Annotated in this window: 16 protein-coding genes; 10 read left to right on the top strand and 6 right to left on the bottom strand. The window is 69.1% G+C overall.

Annotated features, from left to right (window positions below; all coding sequences use genetic code 11):
• Positions 1-5 precede the first annotated feature (5 nt).
• The 9 genes from C3B61_RS16060 to C3B61_RS16020 all read left to right on the top strand — a co-directional run bounded on the left by C3B61_RS16060 (position 6) and on the right by C3B61_RS16020 (position 11,449).
• Positions 6-671, top strand: coding sequence for a M23 family metallopeptidase (locus tag C3B61_RS16060; protein WP_244285967.1), 666 nt, complete (start codon positions 6-8; stop codon positions 669-671).
• A 213-nt stretch (positions 672-884) separates the two neighbouring features.
• Positions 885-2,549 carry a DUF2252 domain-containing protein gene (locus C3B61_RS16055; protein WP_103461555.1) on the top strand — a complete coding sequence of 555 codons (1,665 nt, stop codon included), beginning with the start codon at positions 885-887 and terminating at the stop codon, positions 2,547-2,549.
• 157 nt (positions 2,550-2,706) lie between these two features.
• Positions 2,707-3,792 (top strand): LacI family DNA-binding transcriptional regulator, encoded by a 1,086-nt coding sequence (locus C3B61_RS16050; protein ID WP_103461554.1) that lies wholly within the window; start codon positions 2,707-2,709, stop codon positions 3,790-3,792.
• Between the two features lie 219 nt (positions 3,793-4,011).
• The gene (locus C3B61_RS16045) at positions 4,012-5,631 is read left to right on the top strand and encodes an ABC transporter substrate-binding protein (RefSeq protein WP_241990323.1); all 1,620 of its coding nucleotides are present in this window, start codon (positions 4,012-4,014) and stop codon (positions 5,629-5,631) included.
• A gap of 94 nt (positions 5,632-5,725) precedes the next feature.
• Positions 5,726-6,706, top strand: a complete 981-nt coding sequence (locus C3B61_RS16040) for an ABC transporter permease (protein WP_103461851.1) — start codon at positions 5,726-5,728, stop codon at positions 6,704-6,706.
• Entirely contained in the window at positions 6,703-7,635 is a 933-nt protein-coding gene (locus C3B61_RS16035; protein ID WP_103461553.1) for an ABC transporter permease, read from the top strand. The genes C3B61_RS16040 and C3B61_RS16035 overlap by 4 nt, the downstream gene beginning before the upstream one ends.
• Positions 7,632-9,362 carry an ABC transporter ATP-binding protein gene (locus tag C3B61_RS16030; protein ID WP_103461552.1) on the top strand — a complete coding sequence of 577 codons (1,731 nt, stop codon included), beginning with the start codon at positions 7,632-7,634 and terminating at the stop codon, positions 9,360-9,362. Before C3B61_RS16035 ends, C3B61_RS16030 begins: the two co-directional genes overlap by 4 nt.
• Complete coding sequence (locus C3B61_RS16025; protein WP_103461551.1) at positions 9,359-10,207, top strand: alpha/beta fold hydrolase; 849 nt, start codon at positions 9,359-9,361, stop codon at positions 10,205-10,207. The genes C3B61_RS16030 and C3B61_RS16025 overlap by 4 nt, the downstream gene beginning before the upstream one ends.
• Before the next feature lie 45 nt (positions 10,208-10,252).
• Positions 10,253-11,449 (top strand): glycoside hydrolase family 1 protein, encoded by a 1,197-nt coding sequence (locus C3B61_RS16020; RefSeq protein ID WP_103461550.1) that lies wholly within the window; start codon positions 10,253-10,255, stop codon positions 11,447-11,449.
• A 94-nt stretch (positions 11,450-11,543) separates the two neighbouring features.
• Here C3B61_RS16020 and C3B61_RS16015 read toward each other — a convergent pair whose 3' ends face one another.
• A complete protein-coding gene (locus C3B61_RS16015) occupies positions 11,544-12,206 on the bottom strand; it encodes a DUF7002 family protein (protein WP_103461549.1) in 663 nt (220 codons plus the stop codon).
• 37 nt (positions 12,207-12,243) lie between these two features.
• Positions 12,244-12,873, bottom strand: coding sequence for a LysE/ArgO family amino acid transporter (locus tag C3B61_RS16010; protein WP_103461548.1), 630 nt, complete (start codon positions 12,871-12,873; stop codon positions 12,244-12,246).
• A 69-nt stretch (positions 12,874-12,942) separates the two neighbouring features.
• Between C3B61_RS16010 and C3B61_RS16005 the strand changes: the two genes are divergently transcribed.
• The gene (locus C3B61_RS16005; RefSeq protein ID WP_103461547.1) at positions 12,943-13,842 is read left to right on the top strand and encodes a LysR family transcriptional regulator ArgP; all 900 of its coding nucleotides are present in this window, start codon (positions 12,943-12,945) and stop codon (positions 13,840-13,842) included.
• 14 nt (positions 13,843-13,856) lie between these two features.
• Here C3B61_RS16005 and C3B61_RS16000 read toward each other — a convergent pair whose 3' ends face one another.
• The 4 genes from C3B61_RS16000 to C3B61_RS15985 all read right to left on the bottom strand — a co-directional run bounded on the left by C3B61_RS16000 (position 13,857) and on the right by C3B61_RS15985 (position 16,834).
• Positions 13,857-14,648: an anti-sigma factor family protein gene (locus tag C3B61_RS16000; protein WP_103461546.1), complete on the bottom strand. Its 792-nt coding sequence runs from the start codon at positions 14,646-14,648 to the stop codon at positions 13,857-13,859.
• Complete coding sequence (locus C3B61_RS15995; RefSeq protein WP_103461849.1) at positions 14,645-15,151, bottom strand: sigma-70 family RNA polymerase sigma factor; 507 nt, start codon at positions 15,149-15,151, stop codon at positions 14,645-14,647. Before C3B61_RS15995 ends, C3B61_RS16000 begins: the two co-directional genes overlap by 4 nt.
• 50 nt (positions 15,152-15,201) lie before the next feature.
• The gene (locus C3B61_RS15990) at positions 15,202-15,909 is read right to left on the bottom strand and encodes a YceI family protein (protein ID WP_103461850.1); all 708 of its coding nucleotides are present in this window, start codon (positions 15,907-15,909) and stop codon (positions 15,202-15,204) included.
• 112 nt (positions 15,910-16,021) lie between these two features.
• Entirely contained in the window at positions 16,022-16,834 is an 813-nt protein-coding gene (locus C3B61_RS15985; protein WP_241990322.1) for an IclR family transcriptional regulator, read from the bottom strand.
• Between the last annotated feature and the right edge of the window lie 54 nt (positions 16,835-16,888).

Here is a 16,888-nt window from a genome sequence, read left to right as displayed (position 1 = left end):
CGGTCGTGCTCGCACTGCCGTTCGCGGGCCGGTGGCTGGCGGGCAACAGCCCGGCCCGACGCGTGCCGAGCCATGGCACCGACCTGCTCGGCGAGCGCTACGCGATCGACTTCACCGGGGTGGACGATCGCGGGCGCACGGCCGCCCACCGCGACTGGGTCACCTACGTCGGCACCGAACCACCGGAGCGGTTCTTCGCCTACGGGCGGGCGATCCTGGCACCGGCCGCCGGCGTCGTCGTCGAGGCGTTCGATGGCGAGGTCGACCACCCCGCTCGGCGATCTCAGCTGGCGCTCGTGCCATACGCCCTGGGCCAGGCGGCGCGGCTCCGGGCCGGAGTGGGAGCCATCGCGGGCAATCACATCGTCATCGAACTCGTCGGGGGTGCCGGGTTTCTGGCTCTCGTGCATCTGCGGGCCGGTTCCATTCGCGTTCGTCAGGGAGACACCGTAAACCCGGGGCAACCTCTGGCCGAATGCGGGAATTCCGGCAACTCGACCCAGCCGCACCTGCATCTGCAGGTGATGGACAGCCCGGACCTGTCTATCGCGCGAGGTCTGCCACTGGCCTTTCGGCGCTACCGGGAGTGGCCGGCCGGCGCGAAGCATCCAGTACTGCGGGACGTCGGTATCCCTAGCGAGGGCGCCACCGTCGAGCCCCTGCCGTCATAGTGGCGAGGCCTCGAGTTGGGCATCGACGGACTCGACGTCCAGGCTCAACGCGTGGTGTCCTGGCACCCCACCGGCTGAACACCTTTCGCCTCGGCGGGCATTGACAGCCGCCGACCCCCGGGCAATCGTGGACCCTTCACAGGGTCTTTCCGCCCGCCGGTGGGTTTCGCCGCTCGCGAGGGCTCCAGCGTCGTCCACAGAGGAGCCGCCATCATGGCAAATAATGCGACCGCGAAGAAAGCGCCTGCGAAGAAAGCGCCCGCGAAGAAAGCGCCCGTCAAGGCAGCGCTCGCGAAGAAACCGACCGCGAAGAAAGCGCCCGTCAGGAAAGCGACCGCGAAGACAGCGCCCGTCAAGAAAGCACCCGTTAAGAAAACGCCCGCGAAGAAGGCCCCCGCCAAGAAGCCGTCCACCACGCGGTCGAGCACCGAGCGTCGGACCAGCGCGCCCCACATCGTCGAGCACCCGAACGTGGTCGCGCGCGCCGCTCGAGGCAAGGCGGCGCGAGCAGAGACCCCCCGCGCCAGCCACAACGGGTGGGAGCCGGCCGCAGACCGCCCCGACCCCGTCGCTCTGATCGAGGAGCAGAATCGCACCCGGGTGCCCGATCTGGTGCCGGTGCGGCACGGGCGGATGATGGTCTCGCCGTTCACCTTCTACCGCGGCGCCGCCAAGATCATGGCGACCGACCTCAAAGACACCCCGCGCGCCGGACTCATCGTCCAGCTCTGCGGTGACGCCCATCTTTCCAACTTCGGCGTGTTCGCGTCGCCGGAGCGCAACCTGCTCTTCGACCTCAACGACTTCGATGAGACCCTGCCCGGTCCCTTCGAATACGACGTGCTGCGCATGACGGCGAGCTTCACGATCGCGGCCCGCAACAACGGGTTCAATGCCGCGGACATCCGGAGTGTGACGCTTGAAGCCGTGCGCTCGTATCGGGAGGGGATGGCTCAGTTCGCCGCGATGCGCACCATGGACATCTGGTATGCCCGGATGACCGAGCAGGAGATGCTCAAGGCCATGGACATGGCCAGGGCCACCCAGAAGGACAAGGCGGCGCGGAAGGCGGCCAAGGGGCTGGAGAAGACCGCGCTGAAGAACGCCGCGAAGGCACGCTCCCGCGACAGCATGCAGGCACTGTCCAAGCTCGCCGAACTCGTCGACGGCCAGTACCGGATCATCAGCCAACCGCCGATCGTCATACCGGTCCGCGACCTCGCGGAGTCCCTCGGCCTGTCGTCCGACGATGTGCAGGCGGCGGTCCTGGAACAGCTGAGGTCCTACCGCGAGAGCCTGCAGGACGACAGGCGCCGGCTGCTCGAACGCTTCGAGGTAGTGGATGTGGCCCACAAGGTGGTGGGTGTCGGCAGCGTCGGCAACCGGGCGTTTATCGCCCTGCTGCAGGGCCGCGACGAGCAGGACCCGTTGTTCCTGCAAGTGAAGGAGGCCACGGCATCCGTGCTCGAGGACCACCTGCCCAAGAGCGTCTACGAGCAGCCGGGGGAGCGGGTGGTGCAGGGGCAGCGGATGATGCAGGCCGCCAGCGACATCTTCCTGGGCTGGACCAAGGGAGTGCAGGCCGACCGGTACCTGTACTGGCGTCAGCTGCGTGACATGAAGGGCTCGGCGATCGTGGAGGCGATGGTGCCGATGGGGATGACTTTCTACGCGCACGCCTGCGGCTGGACCCTGGCCCGGGCCCACGCCAGGTCGGGCGACCCCGTCGCGATCGCGGCGTACCTCGGAAAGAGCGACACGTTCGACCGCGCGGTCACCGACTTCTCCAACCGGTATGCCGACCAGAACGAGAAGGACTACGAGGCCTTCCTCGAGGCCGTGCACACCGGCTGGCTGGAGGCCCGGGAGGGCGTCTGAGCCGCCTCCGCGGCTGCAACTGTTGCCCAAGCGGACAATTGTGCCCGGTGCGCCGGGCGCAATTGTTGCGCAACGGGAACAATAGCCGCCGTACGATGGCAGGACGCCCCGCAGCAGCGGCGGCACCGCAGCGGTACGGACGCGAGGAGACGACGACGTGGCGAAAGCACCCACCGTCTACGACGTCGCCGAACGCTCCGGCGTCTCCATCGCGACGGTGTCCCGCGTGCTGCGCTCGCCGGCTGCGGTGCGCGAGCACACCAGGGAGCGCGTGCTCGCCGCCGTGACGGAACTCGGCTACGTGCCCAGCGCCGCGGCCAGGGGCCTCGCCGCCCGGCGTACCAACGTGATCGGACTGTTCTTCCCCGGACATGACGAGACCGTGCCGGACCAGCCCGTCGACTCGGCGCGCGGAGACACCGTGCCGATCGTCGACGACGACTCCGACACCGCCTCCGACACCGAGAACCTCTACTTCGACGAGGTGCTCCGCGGCGCCGAGATCGAGGCCTGGCGCCGCGGCTTCGCCCTGATGGTGGCCGCAGGGCGCGGCTCGAGCCGTGAAGCCCTGGTCACCGACATCGCCGGCCGGGTGGACGGCCTCGCCGTGCTCGCCCGTACCGTGCCCGACGAGCTGCTCGCCTACGTGGCCCGCCGCATCCCCGTGGTGATCCTGGCCGGAGCCCAGCGCGCCGATGACTTCGACCACGTGAGCGCCAGCAACGGCCCCGGTATGCGAACCCTGGCCAATTACGTGCTGCAGGACCATGGCGTGCACGACGTGGTCTACATCGCCGGACCCACCGATTCCCCCGACGACGCGGAACGGCTGACCGGGTTCCGCAACGCCCTCGCCGACTCCGGGGTCGCCGAACGCAACGTTCGTATCCTGCGCAGCGACTTCACCCGGGATGGCGGCCGGGCCACGGCCGCGCGGATCCTCGCTGCGGAACGGCCCCGCGCGATCCTCTGCTCCAATGACGAAACCGCCCTGGGCGTGCTCGACGTGCTCGAACAGCGCGGCATCAGGGTGCCGGAGGATGTGCTGGTCACGGGCTTTGACGGCATCACGGCCGGCCGGCATTCCCGGCCGAAGCTGACCACGGTGCACCAGCCGATGGTGGAGCTGGGCCGTGCCGCCGTGCATGCCATCACGGCCAGGCTCGACGACCCGAATCTGGAACCGCAGGCGTTCACCCTGCCGGTCGAGGTCGTGCTGCGGGAGAGTTGCCCTCGCGTCTGACCGGGCCGTGGCGCCCCCGCGACAAAAAAAGGTGCTTGCTTTCCCACAATGTATGCGCATACACTCGAGTCAGATCTCGCGCCTCCCCGACGCGATCAGCTCAACGATGACTGAGGAAACCCGGTAGTAATGATGCAACCCACTCGATCTCGGCCCCGATCAGGGCCTCTCCGTCACTCCCCGGCGCGGCGGACGCTGGCACGGCGCACAGTGGCCGCCGTGGCCCTGGCCGTCGTCGCCTCCACCCTCGCCGCCTGCAGTATCCAGATCCAGAGTGCGCCGGACCCGTCCATCCCCGACGACACCATGCTCGTCGCGGCCGACAACGGTTCACCGCTTTTCGAGAAGAACTTCAACCCGTTCATGATCAACAAGCGGGTCGCGGCGTTCTACATGTACGAGCCGCTGATCGTGCTCGACAACCTCAACGCCGAAGAGCACCCGTGGCTCTCCACCGGTTACACCCAGCCGGACCCGTCCACGATCGTCTTCGACATCCGCCAGGGCGTGACCTGGTCCGACGGGAAGGCTTTCACCGCCGCCGACGTGGGCTTCACCTTCCAGCTGCTCAAGGACAACCCGTCCCTGGACCTGCAGGGTATCTGGAGCTACATCGACACCTTCGAGGTCGGCGCCGACACCGTGACCGTGCACCTCACCGCACCGGATGTGCCCGCCGCCCAGCTGATCGCCTCGACCACCCTGATCGTGCCCGAGCACATCTGGGCGAAGGTGGAGGACCCCACCACCTGGCGGAACCCCGACCCCGTCGGCACCGGCCCGTACACGCTGGGCAACTTCGCGCCGCAGCAGTACACCGTGGACAAGAACCAGGAGTACTGGCAGGCCGACACCGTCGCGGCCGAGCACCTGATCCTGCCGGCCACGAACACCCAGCTCGATGTGGCCACGAAGGGCTATGACTGGGCCTACTCCTTCATCAGCGATGTCGAGGGCGCCTGGGTGGATGCCGGCAACCAGAACACCTACTGGTTCCCGCCGGGCGGCACCATCGCCCTGTTCCCCAACCTCACCAAGGCGCCGTTCAACGACGTCAACGTGCGCCAGGGGTTGTCCACGGCGCTGGACCGCGGCATGGTCGGTGACGCCGCCGCCGAGGGCTACATGGACCCGGCCGGCCAGACCAACATCCTGCTGCCCAACCAGGAAGATGTTCTCAACCCCGACATCCCCGACTCCGGCTTGATCACCCAGGACACCGCCAAGGCACTGGAGTATTTCGCCGCCGCCGGTTACACCCAGCAGGGCGGCAAGCTGCTCGATGGATCCGGCGTCCAGCTCAGCCTGACCATCACCACCGCGGCCGGCTACAACGACTGGCTCAAGGGTGTGCAGGAGGTGCAGAAGCAGTGGGGCGCGATCGGCGTCGACGTCAAGGTCGAATCCCCGCAGCCCGCCGCCTACACCCTGGCTCTCCGAAACGGCGAGTACGACTTCGCCATGGGCGCCACCGGCGGCACCGGCAACACCTTCCGCGACTTCAACAACCTGCTCTCCAGCGAGTGGGTCAAGCCCGTCGGCGAGGAGGCCAGCAACAACTTCGAGCGCTTCAGCGACCCGGCAGTCGACGAGATCCTCGCCGACTACAAGGTTGCGCTGGACCCCGTGGTGCAGGCCGACCTGGCCAACCAGCTGCAGCAGGTCGTCTACGACCAGATCCCCTCCATCAGCCTCTACTACGGCGGCTCCTGGGGCCTGTTCAGCGACGCGAAATTCACCGGTTGGCCCAGTGCCGCGGAACCGTACGCCTCGCCCAAGACCTACGAGTCCACTCCGCTTCTCGTTCTCACAAATCTGAAGAAGGTCAATGATGACTAGCACCACGGCGGCGCCCCGCGGCGCCGAGAGCCGCCCTCCAACGAGGCCAGGCCCCACGGATGCGGCGCACGCGCCGAGCCCGATCGCCACGTCCCTGGGCTACGTCGCCCGCAAGCTCGGCCTGTTCGCTCTCACCCTGTGGGCGGCCGTCACGGTCAACTTCCTGTTGCCGCGGCTGATGCCCGGCACGCCGGCGGATGCCGCGCTGGCCAAGCTCGCCCAGAACGGCCCCGTCTCTGAGGCCACCAAGGCCGCCATCGAGGCCCAGCTCGGTGTGCCCACCGGCAACATCTTCGAGCAGTACCTGGCCTACCTGCACCAGGTGGTCACGCTGGACTTCGGTATCTCGTACACCTTCTACCCGCAGAGCGTCGGGGAGCTGGTCTCGGCCGCGCTGCCGTACACCCTCGTGCTGGTGGGCCTGGTGACCGTGGTCGCGTTCGTCCTCGGCACCCTTCTCGGCGTGCTGGCGGCGTGGAAGCGCGGCACCTGGCTCGACAGCGTGCCCACCCTGGTGGGGTCGTTCATGAGCGCCTTCCCGTACTTCTGGACGGCGCTGCTGCTGCTCTTCTTTGCCGGCTACGTGCTGAGGCTCTTCCCCACATCCGGCGCTTACGGGCCCACGGCCGAGCCGAACCTTTCGTTCGAGTTCTTCGGCGACGCGCTCTACCACGGGGTGCTGCCGGCGCTGACGATCCTGATCACCTCACTCGGCGGCTGGATCCTGGGAATGCGCAACACCATGATCTCCACCCTCGGCGACGACTACGTGACCTTCGCGGAGGCGAACGGGCTCAAGCCCCGCACCATCGCCCTCCGCTACGCAGCGCGAAACGCCATCCTGCCCAACCTCACCTCCTTCGGCCTGGCCCTCGGCGGTGTCGTTGGCGGCTCGATCCTGGTGGAACAGGTCTTCGGCTACCCCGGTATCGGCTACCTGCTCTTCAACGCCGTCACCAACCAGGACTACCCGCTCATGCAGGCACTCTTCCTGATGATCACCGTGAGCGTGCTCATCGCCAACTTCCTCGTCGACATTTTGTACGGCGTGCTGGACCCGAGGACCCGACGATGACAACCTCATTGCCCCCCACAACCGCTGCCATTCGCGCACCCATCACGGCGATCGGCGAGGCACCCTCAGCCTGGAAGGTCGTCGTCCGTGTCGCCTCCACGGTGTGGAGCAACGGCAAGGCCCGCATCGGCCTCGTCATGCTCGCCCTGTTCGTGCTGCTCGCGATCTTCGCCCCGCTGATCGCGCCGTACGGCGCCAGCGAGACGGGCTTCGAGCGCAGCGCAGACGGCAGCGCCGCACACTGGCTGGGCACCACCGCCGCCGGTGAAGACGTGCTGAGCCAGCTGCTCTACGGCGCCCAGGTGAGTATCTTCGTCGGCCTCGTCGCCGGGCTGCTTTCCACCATCATCGCCGTGCTGATCGGGCTCAGCTGGGGCTACGTGCGCGGGTTCGGCGCCGACGTGATCAACTTCATCGTCAATCTGTTTCTCGTCATCCCCGGCCTGCCGCTGATGATCGTCATCGCCGCCTACCTCTCCGGCGGCGGCATCGGCATGATCATCGTGGTCGTCGTGATCACCGGCTGGGCGTGGGGCGCCCGGGTGCTGCGCAGCCAGACCCAGTCGCTGCGTTCCCGCGACTTCGTCACGGCGGCCGTGTTCAGCGGCGAACGGCCGTTCCGCATCGTGTTCCGGGAGATCCTGCCGAACATGACCTCACTCATCGTGGGCAACTTCTTCGGCGCCGCCACCGCGGCGATCCTCGCCGAAGCCGGCCTCGAATTCCTCGGCCTGGGCGACTCCACGGTGGTGAGCTGGGGCACGATGCTCTTCTGGGCCCAGAACTCCAACGCCCTGCTCACCGGCCAGTGGGCACTGCTGTTCGCCCCCGGCCTCTGCATCGCGCTGCTGGCCACCTCCCTCACCCTCATCAACTTCGGCGTCGACGGCATCAGCAATCCGCGCCTCCGGGAAGGAACCAAGCGATGACCCCCGCACCGTACGCACAGACCCCGCCCGCCGCCAACACGACCCTGCTCGAGGTGCACGACCTGTCGGTGCACTACGGCTACGGTGCCGGCGCCACCAAGGCCGTGCAGAACGTGTCCTTCCGCCTGGCCCACGGCGAGTTCGTCGGCCTGGTGGGGGAGTCCGGCTCGGGCAAGTCCACCCTCGGCTTCGCGCTCACCGGGCTGAGCAAGCCCCCGGCGCACATTGAGAAGGGCCGTATCCTCTTCGGCGGCAAGGACATCGCCAGCCTCGACGCCGAACAGCTGCGCGAGCAGCGCCACGGCGGCATCGCGATGGTGCTGCAGTCCGGCATGAACGCGTTGAACCCGGTGCGCAGCATCCGCAACCACTTCGTCGACATCTTCCGCGCCCACGGGCACGTCGACCGCTCCCGCTGGACCGCCCGGGCCACCGAGCTGATCGGCAAGGTCGAACTGACCCCGCAGGTGCTCGACAGGTTCCCTGGCGAGCTCTCCGGCGGCATGCGTCAGCGGGTCTCCATCGCCCTGGCGCTCTCGCTCGAACCCGAGCTGATGGTCTTCGACGAGCCCACCACGGCGCTGGACGTCCTGGTGCAGCACGCCGTGATGAACACCATCATCGAGCTGCAGAAGTCCGAGAACTTCACTGCCATCCTGATCAGCCACGACTTGGGCATCGTCCTCGAATCCGCCCAGCGGGTGATGGTGATGCACGAGGGCCGCATCGTCGAGGATGCCCCGGCCCGACAGATCCTGGAGAACCCGCAAGCCGACTACACCCGGATGCTGCTCTCGCACTACGCCGACCCGCGGGCCGAGGTGGTGGAGCTGCCCGGTTTCGCCGACCGGCAGCAGCGCAAGGCCGAGGGGGCTTCGCGCACAGAGGCGGCCACCCACACGCCCACGGTCTCGCCGCGCACCCTTCGCGCCGACCAGCACGCCATGATCGTCGAGAACGTCTCGAAGATCTACCCGGCCCCTCGCCGCGGCGAGGCGCCGGTGCGCGCCGTGGACAACGTGTCGTTCACCCTCGAACCCGGTGCCGCGCTGGCGCTGGTGGGGGCCTCCGGCTCGGGCAAGTCCACCATCGCCAAGCTCATCACGGCGGTGGAGAAGCCCACCAGCGGTCGCATCCGTTTCGGTGACCTCGACGTGGGTTCGCTGAACCGGCGGCACTTCCGCCGGTTGCACCGCGACGTGCAGATGGTGTTCCAGGACCCGTACTCCGCGCTGAACCCGCTGCACACCGTGGAGTATGCGCTCACCCGGCCGGTGATCAACTTCACCGGGCTGCACGGCACCGACGCCCGCCGCCGGGTGCTGGAACTGCTCGACATCGTGGGCCTGAACCCGGTGGAGGAGTTCGCGGCCAAGCTGCCGCACCAGCTCTCCGGCGGGCAGCGCCAGCGTGTGGTCATCGCCAGGGCGCTGGCCAGCGACCCGCAGGTGATCATCGCCGACGAGCCCGTCTCGATGCTCGACGTGTCGCTGCGCGCCGGCGTGCTCGCCCTGCTCGAGGACCTGCGCGAACAGTGGGGGGTGAGTCTGCTCTACATCACCCACGACCTGCTCTCGGCCCGGGTGGTCACCGACAACATCATGGTGCTCAACGGGGGAGCGGTGGTCGAGACCGGCAACACAGCCGACGTGCTGCGCAACCCCCAGGATGACTACACGATCCGGCTGCTGGACGCGATCCCCAACCCCCGTAAGGTCGTCGCGTGACCGCGCCGTTCGGCGGCCTCGCCCTGGCCCCAGAGCTCGAGCACTTCACCGTCGACACCGCGGCCGGGCCGCTCACCGCGTTCCGGGTGCTGCCCGCGGGCCCGCGCCGCGGTGTGGCCCTGCTGGTGCCCGGCTTCACCGGCTCCAAGGAAGACTTCAGGCTGCTGCTGCCGCTGATCGCGGCGCACGGCTGGGAGGCCGTGAGCTACAGCCAGCGCGGCCAGGCCGACTCGGCCGCCCCGGTGGGCATCGAGAACTACCGGCTCGAGGACTTCGCGGCGGATGCCATCACCGTCGCCCGGTTCGTCGGCGACGGCGGCCCCGTACACCTGGTCGGCCACAGCCTGGGCGGCCTCGTCGCCCGGGCCGCGCTTCTGCACAGCATCTCCCAGGCGCAGAGCCTGGCCCTGTTCACCGACCTGACCATGCTCTGCTCCGGTCCCGGCGGCCGGGCCGGAGTACATGCGGCGAATGCCGCCCTGGTGGCCGAGCAGGGCACCCTGGCGGTCTGGGCGCTCGACCACCCGGAGGGCAGCCCGCTCACCGCGGACGACGTCTTCGTGCGCGACCGCCTGATCGCCTCCTCGGTCGACAACATCCTCGGCGGTGCCCGCATCCTGGACAGCACCCCCGACACCACCGACGCCGTGCGGGCCAGCACGGTGCCCACCCTGGTCGCGCACGGCGACGCCGACGACGCCTGGCCGATTCCGTCGCAGCGGCTGATGGCCGAGCAACTCGGCGCCCAGTACCGGGTGATCCCGCAGGCCGGGCACCTGCCCAACCTCGACAATCCCGGCTTCACCGCCGCGATGCTCGACGATTTCTGGGCATCCACCAGCTGATTCTTCATCTTTACACCGCACCACCGCTACCCAAGGAGATCCTCCATGCTCACTTTCCCCCAAGGCTTCCTCTGGGGCGCCGCGACCGCCGCCCACCAGATCGAGGGCAACAACGTCAACAGCAACTGGTGGCCCAAGGAACACGCCGAGGGCACCACCATGGTCGAACCGTCCGGTGACGCCGCCGACAGCTTCCACCGCTACCGCGAGGACATCAAGCTGCTCGCCGACCTGGGCCTGGATTCCTACCGGTTCAGCATCGAGTGGTCCCGCATCGAGCCGGAGCGCGGTTTCGCGTCCCGATCGGCCGTGGACCACTACCGCCGGATGGTCGATACCTGCCACGAGTTCGGCATCGAGCCGGTCGTGACCCTGATGCACTTCACGGTGCCGCGCTGGTTCGAGAACGACGGCTTCTGGCGGGCTCCCGATGCCGCCGACCTGTTCGCCCGGTACACCGAGCTCGCCCTGCCCGTCGTGGCCGAGGGCGTCAACTACGTCTGCACCATCAACGAGCCCAATATCGCCGCGATGCTCGCCGGCGGAGAGGACGCCGCCAACCTGGTGGCGCACGGCCTCGCCAACCCTGACCTGCAGGTGGCGGATGCCCTGCTGCTCTCGCACCAGCGCTCCCGCGAGGTGCTCAGCCAGGTACCGCACCTCAAGACGGGCTGGACCGTCGCCACCCAGGCCTTCGTGGCCGTGGACGAGGAGGGCGCAGCGGAGAAGCTCGTGGAGTACGGCCACCCGCGCGAGGACTGGTACCTGGAGAACGTGAAGGGTGACGACTTCGTGGGCGTGCAGGCGTACACCCGCACCTTCATCGGACCCGAGGGTCCCCGGCCCGTCGCCCAGGGCGTGGAAACCACCCTCACCGGCTGGGAGTTCTTCCCGCCGGCCGCCGGTATCGGGGTGCGCGCCGCCTGGGAGCTGACCGACCACGTTCCCGTGATGGTCACCGAGAACGGCATCGCCACCCAGGACGACAGCCGCCGCATTGCCTACACGCAGGGCGCCCTCGAGGGGCTGCACTCCTGCATCGAGGACGGCATCGACCTGCTCGGCTACCTGCACTGGTCAGCGCTGGACAACTACGAGTGGGCCTCCGGCTTCGCACCGACCTTCGGCCTGATCGGCTGGGACAAGCAGACCTTCGCGCGTACCCCCAAGCCCAGCGCCAGCTGGCTCGGCGAGGTCGCCCGCCGCAACGGCCTGGAGCCGTCGGTCGCCCCCGCCGCCTGACCTGCCCTGCAACTGTTGCCGATGCGGACAATTGTGCCCGGTGCGCCGGGTGCAATTGTCCGGAACGGGAACAGCTAGGCGGGATGCCGCGCGGCTAGACGAAGCGCTCGAGCACCGTGCCCTCGCGCATGCGCTCGACGCGCTTCACGTGCTTGGTGATGTCGCGCACCCCGCGATACACCGCGAGTTCGGCAACATCCACCACCTTGGTCGAAGCGTGCGACCGGGTCGGATGCGCGAACTCCTCGATCGACTGGAAGCTGTCCCGTCCGCGCGGCTCGGCGCTGAATCGCTGCGCGAAGCCGGTGTTCACGCTGGTGAGCTCGATGTCGGCCTCGTGCGCGGTGACCAGGCTGCGGGTGTCCACCGTGATCACGGTGTGGGCGTCGTCCCGGTAGGAGCGCGCGGCGAGCAGCTCGTTCAGCCGCGGCTTCTGCAGGAAGAAGAACACCCGGTCGTTGAGCATCGTGTACCACCCGCTGGGGGAGAGGTCCTCCAGCGCGGCCGCCAGCGATGACTCGTGAATCGCCTTCTGGTGCCGGATGACGGCGGTGCCGTAGTCCGGATGTTCCAACTCCAGCGACTCACCACGCCGCTTGGTGAGGATCGCGGCCTGCGGTGCCCCCTGCCGCACGCCCCATCGGGTGACCAGTGCGGCCGTGCTGAGCAGTCCGTGCCGCTCGATCGACGGCCACGACCCATCCGCTGCCACGTGGTACAGCTCGGGGTAGAGGCGGATCAGGTCCTTGGAAAGCACGGGGCAAGCGTACCGCGGCTCCGCCGGCCGACCGGGGTCAGAGGTCGAACGCGAGCCGGGCGCCGAGGGCGAGCATGAGCACAGCGATAGCGCCGTCGAGCACCCGCCAGGCACCGGGGCGCGCGAAGATCGGGCGCAGCAGACGAGCCCCGAAGCCGAGGCCGGTGAACCACAGGATGCTAGCCGTGATGGCGCCGCCGGCCCACCACCAGCGCTCGGCGGGGTCCTGTTGGCTGGCCACGGCGCCGAGGAACACCACGGTGTCCAGGTAAACGTGCGGGTTGAGCCAGGTGAGGGCGAGAACCGTGCCCACGGCGACCCGCATCCCGGTGCTGCCCGAGGACCCGGTCACCAGAAGCGCGCCCGGACGGATGGCCCGCCGCGCCGCCCACAGGCCGTAACCGACCAGGAAAGCGGCCCCGACCAGTCGCACGACCACCATGACCGCCGGTGCCGCCGCCACCAGGGCACCCATTCCCAGCACGCCAGCGAGGATGAGAGCCGCATCGGACAGAGCGGCAATGGCCACCACCGGCGCGATCACCCGGGTGCGGCCTTCGATGCCCAGCCGCAACACGAACGCGTTCTGGGCGCCGATGGCGATGATGAGGGACAGACCCGTGACCAGGCCCAACAGCGCGGGGAGGAGGGTTGTCGCAGGTGTCATGCCTCCAACGCTAGGGAGTCGCGGTGATTCAGTCCAGCTACGTTTTCTTAGGATGAGTAAGCTGGTCTTATGCAACGCTTCACCCTCGACCAGCTGGAGACCCTGCGCGCCCTGGTACAGGACGGCACCTTCGAGAAGGCCGCCCGCCGGCTGCACGTCACGGCGTCGGCGGTCTCGCAGCGGGTCAAGGCCATGGAGCAGTCCTGCGGCCGGGTCCTCGTGCAGCGCACCACCCCGGTCTGCCTCACGGCCGCCGGTGCGGTGGTGCTGCGCTACGCGCGCCAGGTCGAACTCCTGGAGGCCGACACCGAGCGAGCGCTGCGCGAGGACGGGTCCGCCGAACGGTCCGTGCAGATCTCCCTCGCCGTGAACGCGGACAGCCTGGCCACCTGGTTCCTCGGCGCGCTCGCCGGGGTGGCCGACGAACTCGACATCACCTTCGACCTGCACCGCGAGGACCAGGAGCACACGATCTCGCTGCTGCGCTCCGGCGCCGTGATGGCAGCGGTCACCTCCGACCGCGAATCGATCCAGGGCTGTGTCACCGAGCCGCTGGGCCGGATGCGCTACCGAGCAGTCGCCACGCCGGCCTTCGTGACCCGCTGGCTCGCCCACGGACTCGCCGCGTTGCCGGAGGCGCCCGTGGTCACCTTCGACCGCAACGACGACCTGCAGGACGCCTTCCTGCGGGCGCACGCCGGCGGGCCCGGTGCCCCACCCCGTCACGTCATCCCCACCTCCCACGATTTCGCCCGCGCAGTGCTGCTGGGCATGGGCTGGGGAGTGCTGCCCGAGCAGCAGTGTCTGGACGAGATCGCCGACGGCCGTCTGGTGGAGCTGGCGGCGGCGCATCCGGTGGACGTGCCGCTCTACTGGCAGCGCTGGAACCTGTCGTCGCCGCTGCTCGACGCGGTTTCGACCGCGGTGCGCGTTCAGGCTGAGCGGACGTTGCGGCCGCTCACGGTCTGACCCTCCGAACGGCCCTACAGGTCCGTGTGCGCCAGCGGCAGGCCGCTGAGGCTGGCCCGGATCTCGACGCTCCGAATCTGGTCGAGGGTCACATCGGTCGACGCGGCGAGGTTCTCGGTGCTCGGGCTCGTCGCCGTCCAGGTCGCGAGCACCGTCGCGGTGCCGTCCTGATCGGTCATCACCATGTCGTAGTCCTGGGGCCCGTTGTCCTTCCAGAGCTGATTGAGGTACACGCACGACCAGTCGAACCGGGTGCCCCAGTCGGTGTCGGTGATGGTGAGGGCCGCGGTGAGGGCGTCGGCCTCCACTGGCTCCATGGCAACGACCATCGTCGGGGCCGGGTCGGCGGGTGTGGGCGGTGCGGTGGCGGACGGTGCGGATGAGGGCGGTGCGGCCTCGAGAGTCGCCGGCGTGCCCAGGGTGGCGCCGAGGAACCCGCCGCCCAGGGCGAGGCCGGCAGCGACGGCCGTGCCGGCCACGGCCAGACGCAGCCGGTTGCGCCGCGTGCGGGCGACGGCCGCCCCCGCGAGCCGCTGCACAGCTCCGGGCTGGTGCGGTGCGGCGCGCAGATGCGCGTCACTCAGGGGTGCAGAGGCGGCGATCTCGGTGGGCGTGGTTTCGGTGAGCGCCACGGCCTCCGCCGCGGGCAGGGCCGCCAGGATGCCGGGCAGCCCGGCGAGTTCGGCGACGGCGCCGGCGCAGGCGGGGCAGGTCGGCAGGTGGCGTTCGAAGGCGTGCCGGTCTTCGGGGCTGAGCGCGCCGAGCAGGTAGGCGGCGTCCCACTCGCGGAAGCGGTCGGAGGTCATTCGGTGACCCCTCTTTCCTGTAGGGCGAGCCGCATTGCTCGCAGGGCGTAGTGCAGGCGGGACTTCACGGTGCCCTCCGGCACCTGTTGGTGGAGGGCTATTTCCGCGATCGACTGCCCGAGGTAGTAGGCGCTCACCAGCACGGTGCGGTGCTCGGGAGTGAGCGCGGTGAGGGCATCCGTGAGCAGCCAGCGATCCAGGATGGCCTCGGTGGCGTCGGTCGACGACCTCTCCGGCAGGTCATCGGTCGCGATCTCACGGGCGTACCGAGCGCTCCGCCTGTCGTCGATGACGAGGTTGCGGGCCACCGTGAACAGCCAGGCGCGAGCGGCGTCGTCATCCCGGTTCAGCAACGCCGGCCGCGTCCAGGCGCGCAACAGGGTCTCCTGCACCACGTCCTGCGCGAACCCGTAATCCCCGGTCAAACGCACCACGTACCGAAACAGTGCCGGCCCGTGGGCGTCGTGCAGCGCCCGCAGGAGCTCCGCGTGTGGCTCTGCCACGGTCACCTCCCGGTCTGCCCGATGCCCACAATGAACACGGCTCTGCTGGACTAATTCTGCGCGACGAAGAGCTCGAACTCGACGGAGCCGGCATCTTCGACCGAGACGAAGCCGAGGTCGGGGGCGTCGACGCCGTAGTCACTGAAGGTGATCGGGATGCTGCCGACAACCTGGCCGCCGGCCTCGGTGAGCGCGGCCTGCAGCTCCACCGTGACCGGCTGGGTGACGCCGTGCAGGGTGAGTTCGCCGGTGGCGCTCAGGGTCTGCGCGACACCGGCCACGGGGGCCTCGAGGGTGACCGGTGCGGTAAGCGTGAAGGTGGCGGTCGGGAAGTCGTCGGCTTCCATCGCGGAGTCCCGGAAGTAGGCATCCCTGGCGCCTTCGTCGGTGGCGATGCTCGCCACGTCCACCGTGATCGTGGCGGCGGTGAGCGAGAGGTTGTCGACGGTGAGCTCACCGGAAACGTCGGTCGTGCGACCGGTCACGGTCACGTCGTTGCCCTGCAGCACCTCGTCGACCCGGTAGCCCGCGAAGGAGTCCGCGGCCACGCTCCAGGTGCCGGAGAGGTCGTCCGCGTTGACCTCGGTGGCCGCGCCGGCATCCGTCGGGCCGGGGGTGCCCGCGGCGATGGTGGGGGCCGCCTCGACGGTGCTGTTGGCGTAGTCGGCATAGACCGCAGGCCCGAAGGCCAGGGCGGCACCGCCGATGACGACAACTCCGCCCGCAATCCACAGCCCGATCTTCGTCTTTTTCTGCATGTCACCCTCGTTCATGGTCTTCGCGTGTAATTGGCGAGCGGATGGTGGTCATCCACTCTGTACAACGAGACGGCAGGCCAAAAGGTTCAGACCGGTTCACTTTTTCGAAAAACTAGCCGGTTCGACCGCTGATGCGGCGGCCCAACTCGGCCGCGGCGTGCTCCACGGCGGCGGCGAGCTCCGGCCAGCGTTCCGGCGGCACGCTGGACCGGGCGAAGGTCACGGCGATGCCGGCGGCGGGCCAGCCGCTGTGGTCGCGAACGGCCACCGCGACGGATGCGAGACCCAGGGTGACGTCGCCGTCCTCCGCCGCGTAGCCCTGCGCGCGCACCTCGGACAGGAGCCGGCTCAGCTCGCGATAGCTACTCACGCCGCCCGGCGCCGGGGTGTCGCCGCCGTCGCGCTGCACGAAGGCGGACGGGTCGGGGAACAGGGCCCGCACCTGCGCGACCGGCAGCGTCGCGAGCAGCGCCCGGCCGCTGGCCGTGAGGTGGCTGGGCAGGCGCACACCGACATCCGTCACCAGGGCGGGGCGGCGGGGAGCGCGCTCCTCCACGAGGTAGATCACATCGCGACCGTGCAGCACGGCCAAATGCGCGCTCTCGCCGATGGTGTCGACGAGCGCGGCCAGGATCGGCCGGCCCAGCCGGGCCAGGGGCTCCTGCCGGGCAAAGCCGCTGCTCAGCTCGAAGGCGGCCAGGCCGATGCCGTACCGACGGGCCTCGGGAAAGTGCAGCACGAAGCCGAGCTCGGTGAGCACGCCGAGCAGCCTGTAGACGGTGGACCGGGGGAGCCCGAGCGTCTGCGCGACGGTCGACGCCGGTACCGGCCCGCGTTGGGCGGCCAGGTGGGTGAGTATCTGCAGGGTGTGGCGGGCGGCGGGCACATCGGCCTTCGTGGGCGCCGCCCGGCTCTCAGCAGGCACGTCCACGGCGCCCCGGCTCAGCTGTCATGCGACGAGGCTATCGTTTCGACGAGC

This window comes from Cryobacterium zongtaii, from assembly GCF_002909375.1.
Classification (GTDB): Bacteria; Actinomycetota; Actinomycetes; order Actinomycetales; family Microbacteriaceae; genus Cryobacterium; species Cryobacterium zongtaii.
Note: the sequence above shows the minus strand (reverse complement) of the source record. Positions and strands in the feature narration are given on the sequence as shown.

What these genes read in the sequence shown, in the direction of transcription:
- C3B61_RS16035 (WP_103461553.1), top strand. Translation starts at nt 6,703, where the DNA reads ATGACAACCTCATTGCCCCCCACAACCGCTGCCATTCGCGCACCCATC.
- C3B61_RS16000 (WP_103461546.1), bottom strand. Translation starts at nt 14,648, where the DNA reads ATGACCTCCGACCGCTTCCGCGAGTGGGACGCCGCCTACCTGCTCGGC.
- C3B61_RS16030 (WP_103461552.1), top strand. Translation starts at nt 7,632, where the DNA reads ATGACCCCCGCACCGTACGCACAGACCCCGCCCGCCGCCAACACGACC.
- C3B61_RS16005 (WP_103461547.1), top strand. Translation starts at nt 12,943, where the DNA reads ATGCAACGCTTCACCCTCGACCAGCTGGAGACCCTGCGCGCCCTGGTA.
- C3B61_RS16055 (WP_103461555.1), top strand. Translation starts at nt 885, where the DNA reads ATGGCAAATAATGCGACCGCGAAGAAAGCGCCTGCGAAGAAAGCGCCC.
- C3B61_RS15990 (WP_103461850.1), bottom strand. Translation starts at nt 15,909, where the DNA reads ATGCAGAAAAAGACGAAGATCGGGCTGTGGATTGCGGGCGGAGTTGTC.
- C3B61_RS16010 (WP_103461548.1), bottom strand. Translation starts at nt 12,873, where the DNA reads ATGACACCTGCGACAACCCTCCTCCCCGCGCTGTTGGGCCTGGTCACG.
- C3B61_RS16020 (WP_103461550.1), top strand. Translation starts at nt 10,253, where the DNA reads ATGCTCACTTTCCCCCAAGGCTTCCTCTGGGGCGCCGCGACCGCCGCC.